Source organism: Streptomyces sp. NPDC002935, assembly GCF_040611295.1.
Taxonomy (GTDB): domain Bacteria; phylum Actinomycetota; class Actinomycetes; order Streptomycetales; family Streptomycetaceae; genus Streptomyces.
The window spans coordinates 214632-235675 of the sequence record NZ_JBEXNW010000011.1; the positions used below are offsets into that span (position 1 = coordinate 214632).

Annotated in this window: 16 protein-coding genes and 1 tRNA gene; 6 read left to right on the forward strand and 11 right to left on the reverse strand. The window is 71.2% G+C overall.

The genetic code is table 11. From position 1 onward, the window contains the following. The first annotated feature begins 254 nt into the window (after positions 1–254). Both ABZX90_RS17640 and ABZX90_RS17645 read left to right on the forward strand, forming a co-directional pair. Positions 255–977, forward strand: coding sequence for an FAD binding domain-containing protein (locus tag ABZX90_RS17640; protein WP_351120939.1), 723 nt, complete (start codon positions 255–257; stop codon positions 975–977). Between the two features lie 623 nt (positions 978–1600). Then, positions 1601–3163 (forward strand): MFS transporter, encoded by a 1563-nt coding sequence (locus ABZX90_RS17645; protein WP_351120937.1) that lies wholly within the window; start codon positions 1601–1603, stop codon positions 3161–3163. An 89-nt stretch (positions 3164–3252) separates the two neighbouring features. Here the strand turns inward: ABZX90_RS17645 and ABZX90_RS17650 are convergent, their stop codons facing one another. Further along, complete coding sequence (locus tag ABZX90_RS17650) at positions 3253–3900, reverse strand: TetR family transcriptional regulator (protein WP_355205921.1); 648 nt, start codon at positions 3898–3900, stop codon at positions 3253–3255. 183 nt (positions 3901–4083) lie between these two features. Here ABZX90_RS17650 and ABZX90_RS17655 point away from each other — a divergent pair, with 183 nt between their 5' ends. The 3 genes from ABZX90_RS17655 to ABZX90_RS17665 all read left to right on the forward strand — a co-directional run bounded on the left by ABZX90_RS17655 (position 4084) and on the right by ABZX90_RS17665 (position 7920). Beyond that, positions 4084–4539 carry a hypothetical protein gene (locus ABZX90_RS17655; RefSeq protein ID WP_351120935.1) on the forward strand — a complete coding sequence of 152 codons (456 nt, stop codon included), beginning with the start codon at positions 4084–4086 and terminating at the stop codon, positions 4537–4539. Positions 4540–4727: 188 nt separating this feature from the next. Next, positions 4728–5888, forward strand: coding sequence for a PP2C family protein-serine/threonine phosphatase (locus ABZX90_RS17660; protein WP_351120933.1), 1161 nt, complete (start codon positions 4728–4730; stop codon positions 5886–5888). A gap of 388 nt (positions 5889–6276) precedes the next feature. Then, the gene (locus tag ABZX90_RS17665; protein ID WP_351120931.1) at positions 6277–7920 is read left to right on the forward strand and encodes an FAD-dependent monooxygenase; all 1644 of its coding nucleotides are present in this window, start codon (positions 6277–6279) and stop codon (positions 7918–7920) included. 50 nt (positions 7921–7970) lie between these two features. Here the strand turns inward: ABZX90_RS17665 and ABZX90_RS17670 are convergent, their stop codons facing one another. The 10 genes from ABZX90_RS17670 to ABZX90_RS17715 all read right to left on the reverse strand — a co-directional run bounded on the left by ABZX90_RS17670 (position 7971) and on the right by ABZX90_RS17715 (position 19433). After that, a complete protein-coding gene (locus ABZX90_RS17670) occupies positions 7971–8423 on the reverse strand; it encodes a flavodoxin family protein (protein ID WP_355205815.1) in 453 nt (150 codons plus the stop codon). 132 nt (positions 8424–8555) lie between these two features. Next, positions 8556–9218 carry a DUF5825 family protein gene (locus ABZX90_RS17675; RefSeq protein ID WP_351120927.1) on the reverse strand — a complete coding sequence of 221 codons (663 nt, stop codon included), beginning with the start codon at positions 9216–9218 and terminating at the stop codon, positions 8556–8558. 64 nt (positions 9219–9282) lie between these two features. Beyond that, positions 9283–11250, reverse strand: a complete 1968-nt coding sequence (locus tag ABZX90_RS17680) for a RiPP maturation radical SAM C-methyltransferase (protein WP_355205818.1) — start codon at positions 11248–11250, stop codon at positions 9283–9285. An 82-nt stretch (positions 11251–11332) separates the two neighbouring features. After that, the gene (locus ABZX90_RS17685) at positions 11333–11458 is read right to left on the reverse strand and encodes a hypothetical protein (protein ID WP_257785090.1); all 126 of its coding nucleotides are present in this window, start codon (positions 11456–11458) and stop codon (positions 11333–11335) included. Between the two features lie 54 nt (positions 11459–11512). After that, a complete protein-coding gene (locus ABZX90_RS17690) occupies positions 11513–13345 on the reverse strand; it encodes an alpha/beta fold hydrolase (RefSeq protein WP_355205822.1) in 1833 nt (610 codons plus the stop codon). Then, complete coding sequence (locus ABZX90_RS17695; RefSeq protein ID WP_355205825.1) at positions 13342–14715, reverse strand: MFS transporter; 1374 nt, start codon at positions 14713–14715, stop codon at positions 13342–13344. Before ABZX90_RS17695 ends, ABZX90_RS17690 begins: the two co-directional genes overlap by 4 nt. A gap of 870 nt (positions 14716–15585) precedes the next feature. Then, positions 15586–16179: a hypothetical protein gene (locus ABZX90_RS17700; protein ID WP_355205828.1), complete on the reverse strand. Its 594-nt coding sequence runs from the start codon at positions 16177–16179 to the stop codon at positions 15586–15588. A 147-nt stretch (positions 16180–16326) separates the two neighbouring features. Beyond that, a tRNA-Met gene (locus tag ABZX90_RS17705) sits at positions 16327–16400 on the reverse strand. Positions 16401–16747: 347 nt separating this feature from the next. Next, a complete protein-coding gene (locus tag ABZX90_RS17710) occupies positions 16748–17179 on the reverse strand; it encodes a hypothetical protein (RefSeq protein ID WP_351120918.1) in 432 nt (143 codons plus the stop codon). A gap of 187 nt (positions 17180–17366) precedes the next feature. After that, positions 17367–19433, reverse strand: a complete 2067-nt coding sequence (locus ABZX90_RS17715) for a DUF1996 domain-containing protein (RefSeq protein WP_355205831.1) — start codon at positions 19431–19433, stop codon at positions 17367–17369. Between the two features lie 368 nt (positions 19434–19801). On the opposite strand from ABZX90_RS17715, the gene ABZX90_RS17720 reads away from it, so the two are divergent. After that, on the forward strand, positions 19802–21031 hold the full coding sequence (locus ABZX90_RS17720) for a SpoIIE family protein phosphatase (protein WP_355205834.1): 1230 nt from the start codon (positions 19802–19804) through the stop codon (positions 21029–21031). Positions 21032–21044: the final 13 nt, after the last annotated feature.

Consider the following 21044-nt stretch of genomic DNA (forward strand, 5'->3'; position numbering starts at 1 on the left):
GGAGTCGTCCCGGGCAAGCCGTCACTCCCGGCAGGGAAGAGCCGCGCGGCCGCCGTTCGGTGAGTGCGGACAACAGGCGCGGGGCCCGACGCATGACCTCATCGTGTGCGCATCCGCGAGCGGGGCGCACCGATCGAAGCAGTGTGCCCTGTACGCGCCCCCGTCCGTACGGCGAAAATGCGCCTGTCGACGGTCTTTTGGCCCAGACACCGCGTACCCCGCCGCCAAGTCACCAGGAAAGCAGGTCGGCTGCCGTGCTGTTGCGTCTCCCCACGTCCGTGTCCGAAGCACAGGAGTGCATGACCGAGGGGGCGGTGCCGATAGGCGGCGCCACACTGGTGTGGGCCGCCTGGCAACGGGACGGCTTCCCCGACCACGCCATGTCGCTGCGCAACCTCCCGGAGGCCAACGCGATCGGGCGTGAGGCCCTGGGCGCGGCCGTGGTGCTGAACCGTATCGACGACCGCGTGCCGGAGGTGCTGCGCCGGGCGGCCGCCACCGTGGGGACCGGAGCCGTGCGCCGGACGGCCACCGTCGGCGGCAATCTCGTCGGCAGCACACTGCGTTGTCTGCTGCCCGCGGCACTCGTACTGGACGCCCGTGCGGTGATCCTGGAACCCGACGGCATCTACGAGACCGACCTGGCCGAGGTCCTGGCCAAGCGTCATCTGCTGCTGAGTCTCCGTTGGAGCGCGCCGGTCGCCAGTGTTTACCACAAGGCCGCGGGCGAGGCGGGTGGGCCACCGCCTCTCGTCGTCGCCGCCGCCCTGCACACCGCCGACGCCGGACAGCATCGCCTGCGCGTCGCCGTCCGCGACGACGGCGAGGTGCTCAGCGACAGCACCGTGTGCCACCCCGACACCGAACAGGGTCTCCACACCCTGCGGAACGGCGCCCTGAGCCGACTTCCGGCCGCGGCATGGGAATTGGTCCGCCGGCACGTCACGGATCTACGGACGCGCCCCACCGACCGCTAGGGCTGTCCGTCGGATCAAGTCGGAGGAAACCCGCGGCGCCTGATCAGCGGCACGACCGATGGGAGTCGGGACGGCAGCCACGCTTGCCGACCCGACTCGGCCGACGATCGCGCCGGGGCCTTAGCCGCCCAGAGCACCGTCGACCGGCGCGGGAGCGTGGACCGCTCGCCAGTAGCCGGGACCGTCAGCACCTGAACGCGCCCGCGTCCCCGCGGGTCAGGGGATTTGGATGCCACCCGGCCGGGCGGGGCGCCCGGCCGGACGGCACAGCGTCGGCCTCACGGACGGGCGAGGGGTCCGGTCGGGGACCATCGGAGAGCCTCGTCCGCCTCGCCGTACGACCGGGTCGAGAAATTCAACAGGGGCCGGCCTCGTGCACCGATCCGGAGACAGGGACGTGACTGCGCTCGTCCGCGGCGGGCCGCCGCATCGGGCAGTCCGGTCCGCTGACCGGCACTTTTCCCTCACTCGGCGACGAGGGGCGGCGACAGCGCGCGGCCCCTCGTCTCCGGCCGACGGACGAGGTCCCTAATTCATCAACGTGGAAATCGCATTCCGCACTCCCGACTCTGGGACCAGGCACCGGGATCCCCCCGGACCGCTCGGACGAAGGACAGAGCACTATGCCCTCCACACGCGCCCCTGCCACCGGTTCCGTACCGGCCGCACGCCCCCATCTGATCCTGGTGGTCACCTGCGTCGCCCTCGGCACGGTGGTCGCCGCCATGGCGTCGCTCAATGTGGCGCTGCCCGATCTCGCTCGCGAGACGCACGCGACGCAGACACAGCTGTCCTGGATCATCGACTCCTACAGTCTCGTCTTCGCGTCGCTGCTGCTGCCGGCCGGCGCCCTGGGTGACCGTTTCGGCCGCAGGCGGGCCCTGCTCGCGGGACTGGCGATCTTCGGTGCCGGATCGGCCGCCGCCGCGCTGACGACCGAACCCTCGACACTCATCGCCCTGCGGGGCGTCCTCGGCGTGGGTGCGGCGCTGGTCATGCCCGCCACCCTGTCGACGATCACCAGCACGTTCCCGCGCGCGCAGCGGGCGCGGGCGGTCAGTGTCTGGGCCGCGGTCGCCGGAGCCAGCGCTCTGGTGGGCCTGTTCGCCACCGGAGCACTGCTGGAGGGCTGGTCGTGGCGCTCGGTGTTCCTGCTGAACGTCGTCCTGGCCCTGGTCGCCCTGGTCGGCACGCTGCTGTTCGTGCCCGAGTCCGCGGAACCGCAGCAGCCCCGGCTCGACGTCGGAGGCGCTCTCCTCTCCGTGGTGGGCCTGGTCGCGCTCGTCTACTCGGTCATCGAGGCGCCGACCCGAGGATGGGCCGACCCGGTCACGCTCGCGGGCATCGGACTGGGCCTGGCGGTGCTGACCGGATTCGTCCTCTTCGAGCTGCGCCGCGAGAACCCGCTGCTGGACCCCCGGCTGTTCCGCAACCGCCACTTCGCCGCGGGCTCGCTGTCGATCATGCTTCAGTTCTTCGTCTTCTTCGGGTTCATCTTCGTGATGATGCAGTACCTGCAACTGGTGCGTGGCGACAGCGCCTTGATGGCGGCCACCGCCATGCTGCCCATGGCCGTGACCATGGTGCCGCTCTCCCGTGCCACCCCGCGTCTGGTGGCCAGGTTCGGCATGCGAGGACCCTGGGTCATCGGTCTGGTGGGCGTCGCCGCGGGCATGGGGCTCCTCTCACGGCTCGACGCGTCCAGCCCGTACTGGCTCATCGCCACCGGTCTCGTGCCCCTGGGCGCGGGGATGGGTCTGGCCATGACACCGGCCACGACGTCCATCACGGACGCCCTGCCGCGCTCGCTGCAGAACGTCGGCTCCGCCATGAACGACCTGGCGCGTGAGCTGGGCGGCGCCCTCGGGATCGCCGTCCTCGGCAGCCTGCTCAGTGCCGCCTACCGCGATCACCTGAGCCTCTCCGGCCTGCCGGACCGGGTGGCGGACGCGGCGCGCTCCTCCCTGGCCGCCGCCCACGCCATCGGCGGCCCGGTCTCCGACCGGGCGACGACCGCCTTCGTCGACGGCATGCACCTCGCACTCCTGGGAGCCGCTGCGGCCGCCGTCCTCGCCGCCGTCGCTGTCGCCCTGCTGCTCCGTTCCGCTCCGCGGCCGGAGCAGTACGCGGACGACCAGGACGTCCCGCGGCCGGTCCGCGCGGAGAAGCAGCCCTCGTACCTCTGAGAGTTCCGGGCCGGCGTCTCGCACCGTACGAGACGCCGGCCGTCGGGGCGTCGGGGCCTGGACGCCTACGAAGGAACGCGGCCGGCAGATCAGAGGCGCGGCGCCGGTCGCCCCACGGGCCGGGCGTGCGGCGCCGAGCGTGCGGGGCCGCGCAGCGCCTGCCTCAACTGCGGGCTTACGAAACGCACCACCTCGTCGGCCGTCATGGAAACGATCGGCTCCAGGCGCAGCAGATAGCGGGTGGCGATCAGTCCGGCGATCACCGTGGTGAACGAGCCGGCGCGTTGCCGCGCGTTCCGTCCCGGCACGAGAGTCGCGATCCGGTCCACGATCTCGCGCTCGACCGCCTCTTTGACGAGTTCGCCGACGGGGTCGTCGTCGATCGCGCTCTTCAGCATCGCGAGCAGGGGCGGGCCGGTCACGGGATCGTCCCAGACGGCGAGGACCTGACGGACGACCCGTTCGGGGAACGTGTTGAGGTCCCCTTCCTCCACGACCCGCGCGAGGACTTCGGCCGGGTTCGCGCCCAGCGCCAGAGCGGCACCGAACAGGCCTTTCTTGGAACCGAAGTAGTAGCTGATCAGAGCGAGATCGACCTCGGCCTCGCCGGCGATGGACCGCAGGGTCACCGCGTGATAGCCGTCCTCGAGAAAGCGGCGGCGCGCGACGTCCAGGATCGCGGCTCGGGTGTCCGGGCTTCCCGGCCTGCGCCCACGCTGCTGCCCGGCTTTAATCATCACGGACGAATTCTAGGGCGGCACCGGGCAGCCGAGTGGTTCGGCGTGCTCCGCTCATCGGTACTTCTCACGAAATGGTGTCGTTAATCCGTATGAGTGGAACATCACCGATCAGGGTCGTAGCGTCGAGGCAGAGACGAAACGCTGGTGACCGAATGGCAGAGCGTCCCGCACGGAGCTGATATGCGCAGAAACTCAGTCAGAACAGCGATCACCCTCTGCGCGGCCGCGTCACTCGCCGCCGTCGTGGGAACCGCGTCCGCCGCCCCCACAGCGTCACACGCCGCGAAGCAACGACAGGGAACCCCCGTTCTCGTCGACTGCTTCTGGCACCCGGAAGTACGGCCCGCCAACTTCATCCTGGCCTGCGGTGACGGCAACAGCCGCCTCGTCTCACTCCACTGGTCGCACTGGAACCAGCACTCCGCGGTGGCCGAGGGCGTCAACATGGTGAACGACTGCAAGCCGTACTGCGCGGCGGGCAAGTTCCACTCGTACCGGGTCATCGTCCTGCTGGACCACCCGGAGCCGTGGAAGAAGAAGCCGCAGGTGCAGCACTACTCCCAGATGACGTTGGTGTACACCAACGACCGGCCGCAGGGATACGCGCACACCGTCAGCTACCCGCTGTGGAACTGATGTCCACCCGTCGCGGAAACGGCATCCCGGGCTGACAGACCCGCCCCGGGGCCTCCGAGGGCGCCGACGAGAACCGGCGCTCGCGTCGGACTCGTCGGCAGCAGGTGTCGCGTGGAGAGACCCGCAGCCGCAGAAATAGGTACAAAATGGGGCATGTGGGCAACCGGCGCATGTCAATGGACCGTCTCGTGGAGCAACCGTCGAGCCGCGGTCTGGTGGCGGTCCCGCTCGCGTTGATCGTCGTGATCACCGTGGTGGACGTCCGCTCCCCCGCCGACGTGCACCTGGGCCCGTTGCTGGTCATCGCGCCGACCCTCACCGCCTCGCTCGCGGGCCCCATGCTGACCGCTCTGGTCGGGCTCCTGGCCGTGGCCGCCCAGGTGGTCATCGCCATACTCCACGGCGGAATCGGCACCACCAACCACATCGCCCAGCTGATCGCCCTGGTGGTGCTCTCCGCACTGGTGGTGTTCGTGTGCCATGTACGAGAACGGCGCGCCCGCGAGCTGGTGCGGGCACGATCGGTCGCCGAGACCGCGCAGCGGGTTCTGCTGCGGCCACCACCACGCCGGATCGGTCCGCTGCGGGTGGCCTGGCTGTATCTGGCCGCCGAGGACGACACCCAGATCGGCGGCGACCTGTTCGCGGTCACCCGCTCCGCCGACTCGTCCACCCGCGTCATCATCGGCGACGTCCGGGGCAAGGGGCTGGCCGCCATCGGTGAGGCGTCGGTCCTGCTGGGCGCATTCCGCGAAGGTGCCCACCGGTACGCCACCCTGCCGGAGCTGACGGCGGCCCTGGAGGTGAGCGTGTGCCGGGACCTGGACGAGGTGGCCGACACCGAGCACGACCCGGGCGAACACTTCATCACGGCACTCGTTCTCGACATCCCCGACGACGGCGGGCAGGTCGAAATGATCCACTGCGGCCATCCGCCGCCCCTGCTCCTGCGCGATCACGAGGTCACCGTCCTGCACGCTCGGCACCCCGTGCCCCCGCTGGGCATGTGCGAGCTGCCCGCGGAGAGCCACCGCACCGACCCGTTCGCCTTCGAAGCCGGCGACTTCCTGCTGCTGTACACCGATGGCGTGATCGAGGCCCGCTCCCCGGCGGGTGCCTTCTACCCCCTCGCCGAGCGCGTCGCCACCTTTACCGCCTCCGGCCCCGACGCCCTGCTGCGCCGGATCCACGACGACCTGGTCCGGCACGTGGGCGACCAACCCGGCGACGACGCCGCCTTCCTGGTCATCGAACGCACCGCCTCCCACCACCTCACCCTCCCCCACCGTCCCGTGAACGGCCACCCCCGGCTCCACGCCGACGGATCGCCGCCTCCCGCACAACGCTGAACCGACCTCGCGCGGAACAAGGGGAGATGGGGTGACGTGCGGAGCGACGCCGGCAGGGCCGCCGGCGCCGCGTGCTTCCAGGTGCTGGGGCGGCCACGACGTCGTAGATGATCCACGGCGCGAACTCGAAGAAGATGTTGCCCGTTCGGCTGCCCGGTTCCGTGCCTGCCACCGCGCACCTCCGGTAGGGGGTACAGGGTGAGGCTCGGTGCCCCTCCCCTCACGAACCATCGTGGCTTCCACCTGCCCTGTTCGCATGCGGTGTGCCGTCGCCGCCCGGTGCCGTACGGGCTCCTCACGCGGGTGATCGAGTAGCGAGGCCGGTCGCCCGGGGGCCACGATGGAGGGAGATCGACTCGACGCAGGGGGCGTACGCAGGGAGGCTCCCGTGGCGCACACGTACGGAACCGACGTCGTCGTCGCGGGCGGCGGCCCGGTGGGACTCACAGCGGCCGCGGAGCTGCGCAGACACGGGGTGCGCTGCCGTATCGTCGACCGGCTTCCGGCACGGCTCCCGTACGCGAAGGCCGTGGGCATCCAGCCACGTACCCTGGAGATCTGGGACCGTATGGGGCTCGCCCGCACGGCCCTGGAGGCGGCGGTCCCGATGTACGGACAGCTGGCGTACGTCAACGGTGTCGAACAGGCCCGGATCGACCTCGTCCTGCCGCCCGAAGTGCCGTACGGTTTCGCCGCCTTGCCGCAGTACGAGACGGAACGCATCCTCGACGCGTTCCTCGCGCGGTTCGGGACAAGGATCGAGCGGGGCACCGAACTGGTCTCGTTCCGCCAGGACACCGACGGTGTGACGGTCGCCCTGCGGTCGGCGTCCGGGGCCGAGGAGGAGGTCAGGGCACGGTACTTGGTGGGCTGCGACGGCGCGCACAGCGTGGTGCGCAAGCAGTTGGGTCTCAGCTTCGAGGGCAGCGCGTTCCCGGAGGAGTACATGCTCGGTGACGTGGAGGTCGACTGGGACCTGCCGCCGGGGTACGGCGTCCGCTCCCTGCACCGCAACGCCGACGGCGACGTGGACGACGCGCTGGTGTGCATCCCGCTGCCCGGCCGGGGACGGTACCGCATGTCGATGATGGTCCCGCCCGAACTCTCCGCGGCCGGGCGGCAGGACGGACCGGCCGAGCCCGCCGACGGGGTCGCCCACGGCCTGGAGAGCGGCGACGCGCCCGCGCTCTCCGACATCCAGGCCGTGCTGGACCGGCTGTCTCCGCAGCCCACGACCGCCTCGGCCCTGCGCTGGTCCTCGGTGTTCCGCATCAGCCACCGGATCGTCGACCGGTACGGCGACGGCCGTGTCTTCGTCGCCGGGGACGCGGCGCACATCCATCCCCCGACCGGAGCCCAGGGCATGAACACCGGTATCCAGGACGCCTGGAACCTGGCGTGGAAACTCGCCCTCGCCATCGAGGGCGGCGCGCACCCCGACCTGGCGGCGAGTTACGACGCCGAGCGGCGGCCGGTCGGTGAGGAGGTCGTCGACCGTACGGTCCGGCACGCCACGCAGGGCATTCAGGCCGACCGGACCGATCCGCGGACCATGATGCTGCGTGAGGCCCAACTCCTCGTCGGCTACCGCGGCAGCCCACTCGTGGACCCGGCGTCCGAGGGACCCGGACCCCAGCCGGGCGACCGGGCACCGGACTGCAACGGACTCACGGCGCACATCGCCGCGTTTCCCCTGCGCCTGTACGACCTTCTGCGTGACCGCGGACATGTGCTGCTGCTGTACGGAGACGGAGACCGCGCCGAGCAACTCGCCGACGAGGCGGGCCAGTTCTCCCAGGGACGGGTCGACACCTGCGTGATCCTGCCCGCCGGTACCGCTCCGGAGGCCTCCGGCCCACCGGCGTACGTCGACGCCCTCGGCGAGTTCGCCCGTCTCTACGCGCTCTCCGACGGGACGACGGCCTTCCTGGTCCGGCCGGACGGGTATGTCAGCGCGCGTCTGTCCCCGCCTACGGCGGCGCAACTGACGGCCCATCTCGCCCGCACGTTCGCCCCGACCGCCGCCGGGTAGCGGCGCCGGGTAGCGGCAGCCTGGACACGGCCGCCGCAACACACCCGGGATCAGTCCATCAGTTGGGCGGCGAGGGTCGCGCCGAGCTCCCAGCAGTCTTCGATGTCGGCCTTGCCCGGCTCACCGGTCACCTTCACCGCCTCGGCCGCACGCCGCCAGCCGAGCCCTGTCGTGATCGACTCGATGCCGCGCACCGCTCCCGTGACGTCGTTTCCGCCGTGCACGTAGTAGCCGAAGGGGCGCCCGCCCGTCGTGTCCAGGCACGGGTAGTAGACCTGGTCGAAGAAATGCTTCAGCGCGCCCGACATGTAGCCGAGGTTCGCCGGGGTGCCGAGCACATAGCCGTCGGCCGCGAGCACATCCGAAGCCGTCGCGTCGAGCGCCGCCCGCCTCACCACCCGGACACCCTCGATCTCGGGCGCCGTCGCGCCGGAGAGCACGGCTTCGAACAAGGCCTGGCAGTTGGGCGAGGGCGTGTGATGCACGATCAGCAAGGTAGGCACACCCCGCACCCTGCCCCGCAGCCCACCACCACCGCAAGCACCACCCCGACGAGCCTCCGGCCCACGTGAACGGGGCGACGGACATCGTCCCGGTGGGCCGACGGGCTTCGTTCCGGCCTCGTGCCAACCCCCTCAGACCGCCATCGCCTCCTGCAGCCATCGGGTGACGCGGTACGGGAGCCACCACGCCAGTTCACCCACGTGCAGGACCAGGTGTTCTCCGGTGAAGTCGGCGAGGACGTCGGCGGGCACGGCGGTGCGGGGTGTGCCGCGGTCCAGGAGGGCGATGGCGTCCCTGTAGTGCGGCTCGTCGGCGGTGAAGCGGCGCAGGTCGCCCCAGCGGCGGTCGCGGATCTGTACGAACCCGGGGCCCTGACGCCACACCAGCTTGCACAGGTAGTGACGGGTCCGCCAGGCGTGGAGTGCCTCGTCGCCGTCGGTGAGACCGGCGATGCCGCGGGGCGGGTGCAGATGGGAGAGCAGCTTCCACCGCTCGGCGTCGCCGTCCGCGGGAAGCCTCAGGTCCCAGTCGACCTGGACGGCCCGGGCGGTCAGGTCGCGGATCAGGCAGAGCAGGTCCACGGCCCGCCGCCGCGCGGTGTCGCCCTCGGCGGCCAGATCGACCGGCTCCTCCAGTTCGACGAGCCGTACGCCCATCTCCCAGAGGCGGTCGGCGTCGGCGGCCCCGGCCGGGATCGGGATGCGCCCGAAGGACATGCCGGGAAGCAGGCGGGCCTCGGCGTCATGGTCGCGCCATGCCCGCACGGCCGGGTTCGGTGCGGTCTGCGTCGTCATCGTGTGCGGTCTCCGTCGGGTCGTCGTATGCCGGTCGGCGGTGGTGTGCTTGCGTCGCCGGCCGTCAGGAAAGGGCGGGGGCCGGCGTCGGCGTCGAGCGGTCCGGCTGAGCCGGGGTCGTGGTGTCGGCCGGCTCGGAGCGCGGGCGCCGGTGCGTGTGCGCCATGTAGTCCAGCCGGAGCAGGTCCTGGTTGACGGAGGCCGGCGCGAGGTGGACGTACTGCCCAGCGTCCGTGAACACCAGGCCCCGCTCGACCCAGGAGGCCAGCAGGCGCTGGACGTTCGCCGGGGAGGGCTCCGGGAAGCCAGTCGCGCCGTCGTTCAGCTTGCGCAGGAGCGCCGAAGCGGTGTGGGGCTGGTCCAGCAGACGGAACGCGGCGATCTCGAACGGGTCGGTGAGGCACAGGGTCCGCCAGTCGAAGGCCTCCCGTCGGCTGACCAGCACGATCCGGTCACCGAGATCGGTATGGGTCAGGCGCGCGTCGACATGGCGCTTCTTCCACGTGGCGATCCCGGCGTTGAGCTGGTCGACCGTCTCCTCGGTGATGCCGCGCTCGGGCGCTTCGAAGACGTAGGCCAGGTCGTACAGTTCGGCTTCGGGCAGGTCGTACGTGAAGCGGTAGTGCTCCTCGGGGCGCAGTCCGGTGAAGCCGAGTTCGGGCTGTTTGAAGTAGGGGCTGAAGCGTTCGATGGCGATGCGGGCCGACAGGTCGACGGGCGGGTTGAGGTGTTCCAGGGCCGGGAGCTGACGTATGACGGGCTCGTAGTCCTCCGCGGTCTCGCCGGGGAATCCGTGCAGGTAGTTCCATGAGACGGACAGCCCCGTCTCGGCGGCGTCGCGAAGCATCCGGACGTTCTGGCAGCCGCTGACGCCCTTGTCCATCAGGTCGAGCACACGGCTGTTGAGACTCTCGATGCCCGGCTGGACGTAGATGAGACCGGCGTCGGCCAGGACCTGGAGCTGCGAGCGGCGCATGTTGGCCTTGATCTCGATGTGCATGCGCAGGTCGTGGCCGCTGTCGATGATGCGGGGCAGGACGGTCTTCAGATAGCCCATGTCGAGGATGTTGTCGACGACGTACATGTCCAGGACGCGGTGCATGCGCGCCAGGTCCATGATCTCCTCGTAGAAGACGTCCGGGCTCTTGCTGCGGAACTCCATGAAGGAACCGTTGAGTCCGCAGAACGTGCAGTGGTGCTTCTCGCCCCACCAGCAGCCGCGGGCGCCCTCGACCACGAGTTTGGGTTCGACCCAGTTGCGTGCCACGGACGTCGCGAGGCGTTCGAAGTAGCCGCTGTAGTCCGGGGGAAGGATCGCGGCGGGCGGCAGCGGGCCGCTCGGCATCGGGTTGGCGACGGATGTGCCGTCGGCGACCCGATGGCACAGGCCCGAGACGACGGCCGGGTCGGGCTTCTCGTCCTGAAGTGCCGTCAGCAGTTCGGGAAAGGCCCGTTCGCCCTCGCCGCGCACGACGTAGTCGACGAACGGGAAGTTGCGGTGGACCGAAGCACCCTGTTCCGCGTCGCAGTTGGCGCCGCCCATGACCGTGACGATGTGCGGGGCGAGCTTCTTGACCTGACGGGCCGCGGCCAGGGCCGCGGTGTTCTGCTGGAACGTGGAGGTGAAGCCGACGACATCGGGCTCGGCCTCGACAATGCGGCGGGCGATCTCGGCGACGAACTCGGGCACCTGTTCGTGGAGTCGACGGGTCATCCGCATCCGGGACTTGCGCAGCTTGCCCTCCATGACGCGGGTGAACTCCTCGTCCTTCCAGCCCGGGTCGTCGTACAGCGCCGAGGAGAAGACCCAGTCGCCGCAGCCGAGGAAGTAGGAGGACAGTGCGTAGTACTCGTAGTCCTCGGCGGAGAATTCGGTGCGGCTGGTGATCCAGTCCGTGAACTCCAGGTTGGCGTGCAGCACTTCACAGGTCGCGCCGGGGACCCGCTCGTCGACGCTGCGTTTGAGGATGCCGAGGGCCAGGGAGGGCAGGTCGATGGGCGACCAGGGCATGTTGACCAGTAGGACGCGCACGGACGACTCCTTGTGAGGGCGCGGGACAGGGGAAGGGAGCCCGGCCGGCCCGTGGCGGACCACGGACCGGCCGGGCGGTGGGTCACTCCTCGTCGTCGCCGCCCTCGTCGGCGTTGCGGAACGGGATGGTGATCGTGATGCCGATGCCCGGCTTGCGGTTCTCCTCGTCGCCCGCGAGCGGGTCGTTGTGGATGATGTCCTTCTGCATGGTGGTTCCTCCTTCGGTGGGTGGTGCCGTGCATGGCCCGGTCCCACTGGTGCGTCAGTGGGACCGGGATCCCCCGATCCGTGCCGGGGGACGCTGTGGACCGGCCGCCCGGTGCGTGGCGGGCAGGTGGGCGTGCAGGAAGCGCAGGGACCGGCGCAGTACGGACACGTGCGCGGCGCCGTCGTAGCCGTCGTGGCCGGTGTCCAGCCACATCGCCTCGTGCGGTACCCCCGCCCGCTCCAGGGCTTCGAGGTAGGTGCGGATCTGTCCGGGCGGACACTTGGTGTCCTTCGTCGCGCCGACCACGAGCAGCGGCGCGGCGACCTCGGCCGCATAGGTGAGGGGGGAGCTCCGCGCGTAGCGTTCGGGCATCTCGTCGGGAGTGCCGCCGAACAGCCGTACGTCCAGGGCGCGCAGCGCGGGTGTGGTCGAGCGATGGGCGGCGACCCAGTCCGCGACGGGCTTGACGGCGACGCCGGCCCGCCAGAGCCCGGGGCGGGTGCCGAGGGCGAGCAGGACCAGATAGGCGCCCCACGACACGCCCCACAGCGCGGTGGCGTCGCCCGAGATCTGCCGGCGCCGTACGAGCTCGGCGCGGACGGCGGCGAGATCCCGGACCTGGGTGTGCCCGACGCCGTCCGTGAACTCCTGTCGCCAGTTCGGTCCGTATCCGGTGGAACCGCGGTAGTTGACGCGCACCACGGCGTAGCCGGAGGCGACGAGGGAGTGCACGGTGGCGTCGTAGGCGTCCCGGTCGTGGTCGGCCGGTCCGCCGTGCACGAGGAAGACCGCCGGCGGCGGGACGGCCGCGTGCCGCTCGGGCAGGCTGAGCAGGGCGTGGACACGGCCGTCGGAGACCGGTGTCCACAGGTCGGTGTGGCGGCCGGGCACCACGGTCGCGGGGCCGGCCGGTGGCAGCGGGGTCGCGTCGGTGGCGCGGGGCACGGGCGAGTGCGCGGTGTCGGTCCAGACGTAGTGCAGGGCTCCGCCGGGGCGAGGTGCCGCGTCGAGCAGACTGCCCGCGGGTGTGGGGACGAGGGTACGGCGACGGGTGCGCGGCTCGACGCGGTGCAGCAGGGAGCGGCCGTGCCGTTCCTGACGGACCAGGACCGCACGGCCGTCGGGAAACCAGCGGGCGGTGATCTCGGTGTCGAAGGAACACCACGGGTGGGTGGTCAGCCCGGTCGTGGGCGTCCAGGTCGCCAGGAAGTAGCGGTGTCCGCGCTCCCTCACGAGCAGCAGGTCCCGGTCTCCCGGCCGCGGGGAGAAGCCCAGACACCACAGGCGCTCCGCCGGGCCCCGCTCCTCGGCGTGTCCGGGCGCGTCCTCGGGGCAGGGTGACGCGGGCAGCACCGCCACCGTCTCGCCGTGTGTGGTCAGGACGGTGACCGCCGCGTCGTCCCCGGGCGCGGTCGCGACGGCCAGCAGGTCGCCGTCCGCGCTGATGCCGGCGAGCCGGAACGGGGTGGGCGTGCGCAGCACGGTGCGTGCCGCGCGCCCGCGACGGCCGACCAGAAGGGTCGTGGCATCGGAGCCGGCGACGGCCGCGGCGACCGTCCCGTCCGGTGCGACGGCCAGACCGCGCGGCTGCCCGGCGGGCGCTCCGGGCAGGCCGGGGAGCCGCGGTCCGTCGTCGAACGCCCGGAACCACCAACGGCCGCTGCCCTCGGCGTCGTCCTCGAACCACCACACGTAGGCGTCGGCGTCGATCGCGCAGTGCGCCGTCCCTTCGGCGCGGTCGGTGACCTGGCGGGCCCTTCGGGCGGCGGCGTCCCAGGTGAACACCTCGCAGCGGCCCTCGGCGTCACCGGCGAACACCATGCGTGTCGGGTCACTCGAGCAGACGTCCGGCAGTGAGCCGCGGAACACCTGGTACGGATCGGTCATGGCTGCCGCTCCCTCTCCCCCGAGGGCCCGGTCACGCGATCAGGTCGGGCCGCGTCGGCCGGGGCCGCGCTGAGCGTCCCGCGGGCGGCGACATGGGTGTATCCGGCGAGCACGACCACGACGGCGGTACTCAGCAACGCCGGGGCCCAGGAGCCCACTTCGGTCACCAGGGCCGCGGCGGCGGCAGGGGCCCCGGCTGCGGCGAGCGCGGCCGCCGACCCGATCACGGCGCCGGCCCGCGACTGCACCTCCCGCGGTGTGGCGGCGATCGCGGCGCTGGACAGGACGACGGTGATCACCGGCACCAGCACGCACAGCGCGGCGAAGGCCGCTCCGAAGGCCCACGGACCGTGGGCCGTGATGAGCGCGGCCAGTGGGACGGTCAGCAGCCACGTCGCCGTCACGAGGGCCCGGCGCGGTCCGAACCGTCGTACGACCCGCACCGACAGCAGCGAGCCGAGCAGACCCGCCGCTCCCGACGCCGCCAGGACCATGCCGGTCGCGGCGGTGCCGCCGTGCGCGCCGAGCACGAACAGGACGGTGAAGGACAGCAGCGTCACCACGCCGCTCGCCACCGACGTCCACGTCACGACGAGTCTCAGCACGGCGGAGCGGGCGACGAGGGCGAGTCCGGCTCCGGCGTCGCCCGGCAGCGCGCGCAGGGTCCGGAGGATGTCGGGGCGCGGGCCACGCTCCTCCCGTGGTGCGTCGACGGGCGTGCGGATCGCGCGGACGCCCAGCGCCGTCACGGCGTACGAGAGGGTGTCGGCCAGGAAGGGCAGGGGCCGGGCCAGTTGGAAGAGCACACCGCCGAGGGCGGGGCCGGTCACCAGGGCGATCTGGTCGCCCGTCTGGATCCCGGCCGCGATCCGCGGCAACTCCTCCGGGCGGGCGGCGAGATGGGTGATCGCCCCGCGCGCGGCCGCCTCGTAGGTCACCGCGCACAGTCGCTCGGCGAGGGCGAGGGCGACGAGGATGCGTAACGAGGTGCGGCCCTGGGCCGCGGCGACGGCCAGGCCCGCCATGGCCGCGGCGGCCAGCAGCGCCGAGGTGATCATGATGCGCCGCCGATGGCCCCGGTCGGCGAGGACGGCGACGAGCGGTCCGAGGGCCACGCCCGTGAGCGCGGCGGCGCTGGCGAACACGCCGGCCGCCGCGGGGCTGTGTCCCCAGTGCAGGAGCAGCAGGGGGAAGACGACACCGGACGTCTGGGTGCCGAGACCGTCGACCGCGTTGGTGAGCCACAGCAGCCGCACATCGCGGCTGCCCCGGCCGGCGGGTCGCCGGGCCGCGGAGGTGGCGCCTCCCCGGCGCTCGCCGCGGGAGCCCCCAGTGGGCTGCGATGCCGCGCACTCGTCGACCGTCCCCACCTCCCCCGTGCCGGCCGGCGACGCTTCCGGGCCGGAAGGGTCACACGACGCGCCAGGAACCGACGGACCGGCCCGTTCGGCCGACCCGCATGTGCAGAAAATGTGTACGAAGTGCGAAAGTGAGCCGGAGCCTAATCACCGGCCACCGACAGCGACAAGGGCCCTACGGACCGGGATCACGGGTCGGCGCCGGTCGTTTTGGCCGGAGGACGACTGCCCGCGCCCACGCCGTCGACGCCGGGCCCGGCCGACGCCCCACGGGTCCCTCACGAGGGCGGCCGGCCCGATCCCCGTTCACGGCCGCGCAGCCGCCGACGAGGGCGGGTGTCGCGCGGAGCGCGCCTGTCGACGTACGTCACCTGCGCACGCATCCGCTTCACGCGTCCGCGTGGTCCGGCGCGGCGATCCTCCGACGCCGATTGCAGCGGGCAATCGCCGCGCCCGCCCCACCGCGTGTGCGCGGCACCGGCTTACGCGCCTTCCAGCCACGAGGAACCCGAAAGCGCCACGCGGCGAAGGCCGGAGGCGTCCCAGTTATTGGCCGACAATGCACGCCACGTCGCCGCAAACAGCAATCAAACACTCCGCTTCACCCCGCACGTTTCGGCCCGGCGGGGATGACATCGAACTCCCCGGACAGCTGATATGATCGATCTTGAGCCCGCTCCGAACACTCGGTGACGAGCCCGGCGTTGGTGGTCCAAGGAAAGACGCCCCGCTTCCTGCGGGGAAATGCAGGTGCAAGGCCTGCCCGGCGCTCCACACGCACCGCCTCCGGTCATACCGGAGGCGGTGTTTTTTATGGCGGTGCCTTTTATGAGGGCCCGGGGCCGAGCCCCGATCAGGGCATCGCTCGGCGCCCGGTCGGTATCAGTGTCCGCGGACCACGAGATCTGCCCTTTCCCGGGGGCGGGTCGTGATCAGGTAGTGCTCCTCGGCCAGGCGCCAACGGGCCTCCCAGTCGATGGGACCGTGGTCGTCACCGCGGACACGAAGCCGACGCATGGATTCGTCGGGCGGGGTGTCGACGTAGACGACCAGGTCGTAGTGGTCGACGAGTTCGGGCCGAGCGGTGTAGACACCCTCGACGAGGACGATGCCGTGTCTGGCGACGCCGCACTCCCCGTCCGTCGCCAGAGCCCCTGTTGACCAGTCGTAGCGCCGGTAATGCGCGGTGCGCCCGGCGGTGAGCGGAGTGAGGACGTCGTCGCGCAACCGTTGCCAGTCGAAGTAGCGGTCGTAGCCCTGGGCGGGCGTCAGTCCGGCGCGTTCGTCCGCGTCCATCGGACGGTAGAAGTCGTCTCCGTGCACGACCACGGCATCCGCGAGCCGGGCCACGGCCGAGGCCAGGGTCGACTTGCCCGAACCGCCCATGCCGTCGATGGCGATCAGCGCGAACCCGTGGCCGCCACGGGCGTGGGCGGCGGCCACGACTCGCTCGGCGCCGCTCTGGATCTTCGTCATGAGGTCATTGTGTCGACACCGTGCGCCCGGCCCCTACCTTCGGGGAAACCCGTACGTTCACGACGGCTCGCGCGAGCCCGGCCGGCACACGCCGCACAACGCGACCGAGGGGCCGACATCAATGATGTCGGCCCCTCGGTCTTCGAGTAGCGGGGACAGGATTTGAACCTGCGACCTCTGGGTTATGAGCCCAGCGAGCTACCGAGCTGCTCCACCCCGCGTCGTTGAACTCAACCCTACGCCATCTTTTCCGACCCGAGGACCATGATCGCCCGCAGACGGGAATCGAGGGGCGTCTCCGGCGCGGGGAAGCCCGTCCGGAGCGGGATTCTCCGCAGGCCTGATCTCCCCGCGCGGGGACAGCGCGAGGCAGCGCTGGGCAGCGCTGGGCAGCGCTGGGCAGCGCTGGGCAGCGCTGGGCAGCGCTGGGCAGCGCTGGGCAAGATCCATCCGGTCCCGCCCACGGAGGATGCCCACGGAGGATGTCGGCAGCCACGGAGGATGTCGGCAGCGCTCCGACCAGCCGGATCGCGCCCGTGCGGTACAGGCCGGAGCGGGCCGAGGGGCGTCACACGTCGGTGGGCAGACCGCTCGCCTCGGCGATACCGCGCAGTTCCTCGTCCTGGCGGTGCCGCTCTCCGATGAAGTCGGCGATCTCCCTGCACCGCGCGGGATCATCCGCGGTCCCCGAATCCGTGACGACCCGGACGACACCGATCTCCTCGGTCTCCAGCTCGACGATCCGGTTGTCCAGGCGTCCTGTGACGGCCACGGCGACCACGAGGGACGCCTCGTCACGGACCTCCTGCGAGACGCTGTCGGGTTCCGCACCGTCCAGATTCAGTTCGATCGCTCCCGCCCTTTCCTCCCGGATCGCCTCGAGTACGGGCTCGACCATGCGCAGCAAGATCGCGTAGTCCGCCGGATCCATACGCAGGCGGAGCATTTCGAGGTACAGGTCGAGGGGCCGGTCATCCGGTGCCTGCTCTGATGCGTCCATGGAGCTTCGCCTTCCCCAATGTGGACGACATGATCGCGTCTTCCACCAGCATGCTGTGAATCGGCGCGGACCGCCGGTCGAGATTGCCGCGCCGAACGCGCCTGAGGGGGCTCGTGCCCTGTCCGCACAGGCCACGAGCCCCCTCAGAACTCATTCGTCAGGACACGTCCGTCCAGGACGGTCCGTGTCACATATAGCCGCGCCGGATGCGGCGGAGCAGCACGAAGCCCGCGATCACGAAGATCCCGCCGATCGCGGCCGGCCACAGGTTCGCCCCGGTTTCGGCGAGCCCGCCACCCCCGACCGCCTGCGGCTCGGTCTGCGAAGCGGCCGACGGATCCGATCCGGCCGCGGGCGTCTGCGCGGGCGTACCCACTTCGGCGGAGTCATCGTCGCCCGAGCTTCCGTTCGACGAGGACGAGCCGTGGCCCGCCGACGCCGTCACATCGGCCTTGGGCTCCACGTCGACGGGAGGCGCGTCGCCGCCCGCCGGCTCGGTGCCCGGTACGTCCTCCGAGGGCTCCTCGGTCTGGTCGCCGCCGTTGTCACCGGGGGCTGACCCCTCATTGCCGTCCGACGGGTCGTCCGCGGTGGGCGCCGGCTGCTCCGAGGGCTCCTCGGAGGGGTTCGGAGCTTCCTCGGACGGATTCGGAGCTTCCTCCGAGGGGTTCGGCGGTTCGGCGCTCTGCGACGGGTCCTGCGGCTTGTCCGTCTCCGCGGGGTCCTGCGGTTCCTCGGCGCCCGCACCCGCACCGCACTTCCGGCCGGTGTTGATGCAGTCGACCATGTCGTTCATCAGGCCTTCGTCGAAGACGTTGATGAAGTCGCCGTGGTCCGTGACCGGCTTGTGCAGCTGCTCGGGGAAGGAGTCCACCGCGAACAGCGGTGACGTACGGCCGCCGTCCTGGAGACTCGGCGCGTCGACGTCGTAGACGATGCGCTGCACCAGCTGCGGGATGGCCTTGAATCCACCGGGGCAGTTGCCCTCGGCGTCCGCGAAGGCCACGTGGGCACGGTGGTTGGCGCTGTCGATGTTCGCGCCGTCCCAGCAGCTCTGGAACTTGAAGGTGCGGACCACGTCGCTGCCCTGTGGGCAGACCGGGTACTTGTCCTTCAACTGCCGGTCCTCGAAACCGGTGCAGCTCCAGGAGGCGTTGGCGTTGGCCGTGCCGTTCACGAACGCCTTGGCGTCGCCGGTGATGATGCGCAGCAGGCGCGGCATGGCCGTGACCTTGCTGCGCGGGCTGCCGACGAAGGTCAGGGTGACCTGCTTGGGCGTGACGATCTCACCGGCGTTGCCCTCGGTCCCGCCGCCGGCGGCGTCGGCGTCCCGCTCGCGGGTTCCGTTCTGGAGCCGCACCACGGGCCAGTAGTACGAGGACTTGTCCCCGTCGTCCTGGCAGGAGGTGTCGGCTTTGGCCAGGTCTTCGTCGCTGGCGAAGGCGTTGTTGGACTGGTTGCCGACGTAGTCGTGGAAGTGGTGGGCGCCGTTGGTGACGCCGGGAGCCACGATCACGTTGTCGGAGTTGAACAGACCGTTGGCGTTCACCCCGCAACTGGTGGCGAACTCGCCCTGGGAGGCGTTGTCCTGGGGCTGCGGGGCCTGCACGTTGGGCTGGACGGACTTGATGTCCGCGAAGTCGGCGACCGCGGGGCCGTTGCCGACCGGAGCGGCGGCGCCGCCCTGTTGGTCGCCCTGGCCCGCGGCACCGCCCTGGTTCTGTGCCGTGCCGCCCTGACCGCCTTCGCCCTGGCCGCCGTTGTCCGCGCCACCCGACTTGTTCTCGGAGGGGCGCAGTTCGCAGGCCGCGAGGTCGTCGAGCCCGTCCGGCCGTTCGCCCGCGCCGTCGATGGCGTCCCCGATACGGCCGATCGACTCGGCCCGCTTCTCCTTCAGCGGATTCATGACGGCGTCGGCGCCACTGTCGCCGTTCTGCCCCATCTGATCCGCTTTTGCCTGGAGTTGCTGGTAGGCCTCGGCGATCTGCTGGTCCAGGCTCGCGAGTTCCTTGTCGACATCCTCCTTCGCGGCGTCCGGGACAGTCGTCAACTGGTCACCGACGTCAGGGCAGTCGATGGTGGCGGATCCGGCGGACAGGACGTTCGCGGCCTGCTGGTCGCCGCCCGCACCGCTCTCGGTCGCCGATGCGTAGACGTTGACTGCTACCAGTCCGCCTCCGCCCAATATCAGCGCGACAGCTGCAGAGGTCGCGCGTCGTGCGCCCGTGGGGCGTCTGCGCGTGTTGCGTCCCAAGGAAGTGCTCCTACGCGTCGTGGTCGGGTCGGCATGGAAATCCCCCAGCCCTATACGCACGCGGGTTTCGTTGTGTTCAACCGCCTCTCGTATTCACAGAAAACCCATTTGGAGCAACGGCCCGAGGACACTTCGGCCACCGCCGGGAGACCGGTCCGTCCCGGGCGCACCAGCCATAGGTGAGAGCGGCACGGGACTCCTCCGCGGTTGCACCGGACGCGGACCGATGGCCTGATGAGAACACTGCACCACACGTACGCCCTGGACTTGGGCCCCGGCCATGACCCGGGCGAGTGGGACAGGGCCAGGTGCTCCGCCGCTTCCACCGTGGGCACGACCAGGGGCCGCGGCGTGAGGCGGGTGAACAGGTGGCGGGAGCAGGGATCGACTACGGCGGTGTCTTCCACGCCCTGCCCGGCATGGTCGCGCTGCTCACCCCCCAGTTGGTCTTCGTCGACGCGAACGAGGACTACCTGAGCAACTCCGGCCGCTCCCGTGAGCAGTTGGTCGGCCGGTATCTGTTCGACGTGTTTCCCGACCGGCCGGACGATCCGGCCGCCAACGGGATGCGGAACCTGGAGGCGTCCCTGCACCGGGTGGTGGAGACGGGGGAGCGCGACGCCATGGCCCTGCAGCGCTACGACGTCGAGTCCTCGGACAGGCCGGGGGTCTGGGAGGAGCGGTACTGGAGCCCGGTCAACTCTCCCGTGTTCGCCGAGGACGGGAGCGTCGCGCTGGTGGTCCATCGGGTGGAGGAGGTCACCGAACTCATCCGCGCCCGCGGCGAGCCGGTGCACGGCGACCGGACCCCCGTGATGGAGGCCGAGCTGTACACGCGGGCCCGGGAACTGCAGAAGGTCAACGAACGCCTGCGGCGGGCCCACGACCGCGAACGCGAGGTCGCCGTCGCCCTCCAGGACGCCCTGCTGCCCTCACCCCACCAAGTGGGGCCCCACCATGCCGCCGTGCGCTACCGGCCGGCCACGAGTGCGCTGAACGTGTGCGGCGACTGGTACGACCTGGTGGCCCTGACCGGCGACCGTATGGCGATCGCGGTGGGCGACGTCGTGGGCCACGGACTCGCCGCCGCCTGCGTGATGGGCCAGTTGCGCAGCGCCCTCAGTGCCGCGTCCCGGGCCTCCAGCAGCCCCGCCCGAGCCCTCGAGGTGCTCGGCCTGTACGCCCGTTCCGTCGACGGCGCCGAATCCACCACGGCGGTGACGGCCTCCATCGACTGGGAGACCCACACCATCGCCTACAGCAGCGCCGGGCATCTCCCGCCCGCTCTCCTGCGCGGCGACGGCAGGGTGGACTTCCTGGACCGGGCGACCGACCCGCCGCTCGGAGCCCGGCCGGAGCACGTGACCCGCCCCGAGGCCACCGCGGACTTCACCGCGGGCGACACCCTGGTCCTCTACACCGACGGCCTGATCGAACGCCGCCGCGAGGACATCGACGTCGGCCTCGGACGGCTGGCCACCGCCCTGACCCACCACCGGGAGGCCGAGCCCGAGGCCCTCGCCGACGCCCTCCTGTCGGACCTGCTTCCGCCCGGCGGCGCCACGGACGACACGGCCCTGGTGATCCTCCCGCTGTGAACGGACCGGCGGT

Excerpts from the sequence above, each read along its gene's own strand:
- ABZX90_RS17645 (WP_351120937.1), top strand. The coding sequence starts at position 1,601 with ATGCCCTCCACACGCGCCCCTGCCACCGGTTCCGTACCGGCCGCACGC.
- ABZX90_RS17690 (WP_355205822.1), bottom strand. The coding sequence starts at position 13,345 with ATGACCGATCCGTACCAGGTGTTCCGCGGCTCACTGCCGGACGTCTGC.
- ABZX90_RS17685 (WP_257785090.1), bottom strand. The coding sequence starts at position 11,458 with ATGCAGAAGGACATCATCCACAACGACCCGCTCGCGGGCGACGAGGAG.
- ABZX90_RS17655 (WP_351120935.1), top strand. The coding sequence starts at position 4,084 with ATGCGCAGAAACTCAGTCAGAACAGCGATCACCCTCTGCGCGGCCGCG.
- ABZX90_RS17700 (WP_355205828.1), bottom strand. The coding sequence starts at position 16,179 with ATGACGAAGATCCAGAGCGGCGCCGAGCGAGTCGTGGCCGCCGCCCAC.
- ABZX90_RS17675 (WP_351120927.1), bottom strand. The coding sequence starts at position 9,218 with ATGACGACGCAGACCGCACCGAACCCGGCCGTGCGGGCATGGCGCGAC.
- ABZX90_RS17710 (WP_351120918.1), bottom strand. The coding sequence starts at position 17,179 with ATGGACGCATCAGAGCAGGCACCGGATGACCGGCCCCTCGACCTGTAC.
- ABZX90_RS17650 (WP_355205921.1), bottom strand. The coding sequence starts at position 3,900 with ATGATTAAAGCCGGGCAGCAGCGTGGGCGCAGGCCGGGAAGCCCGGAC.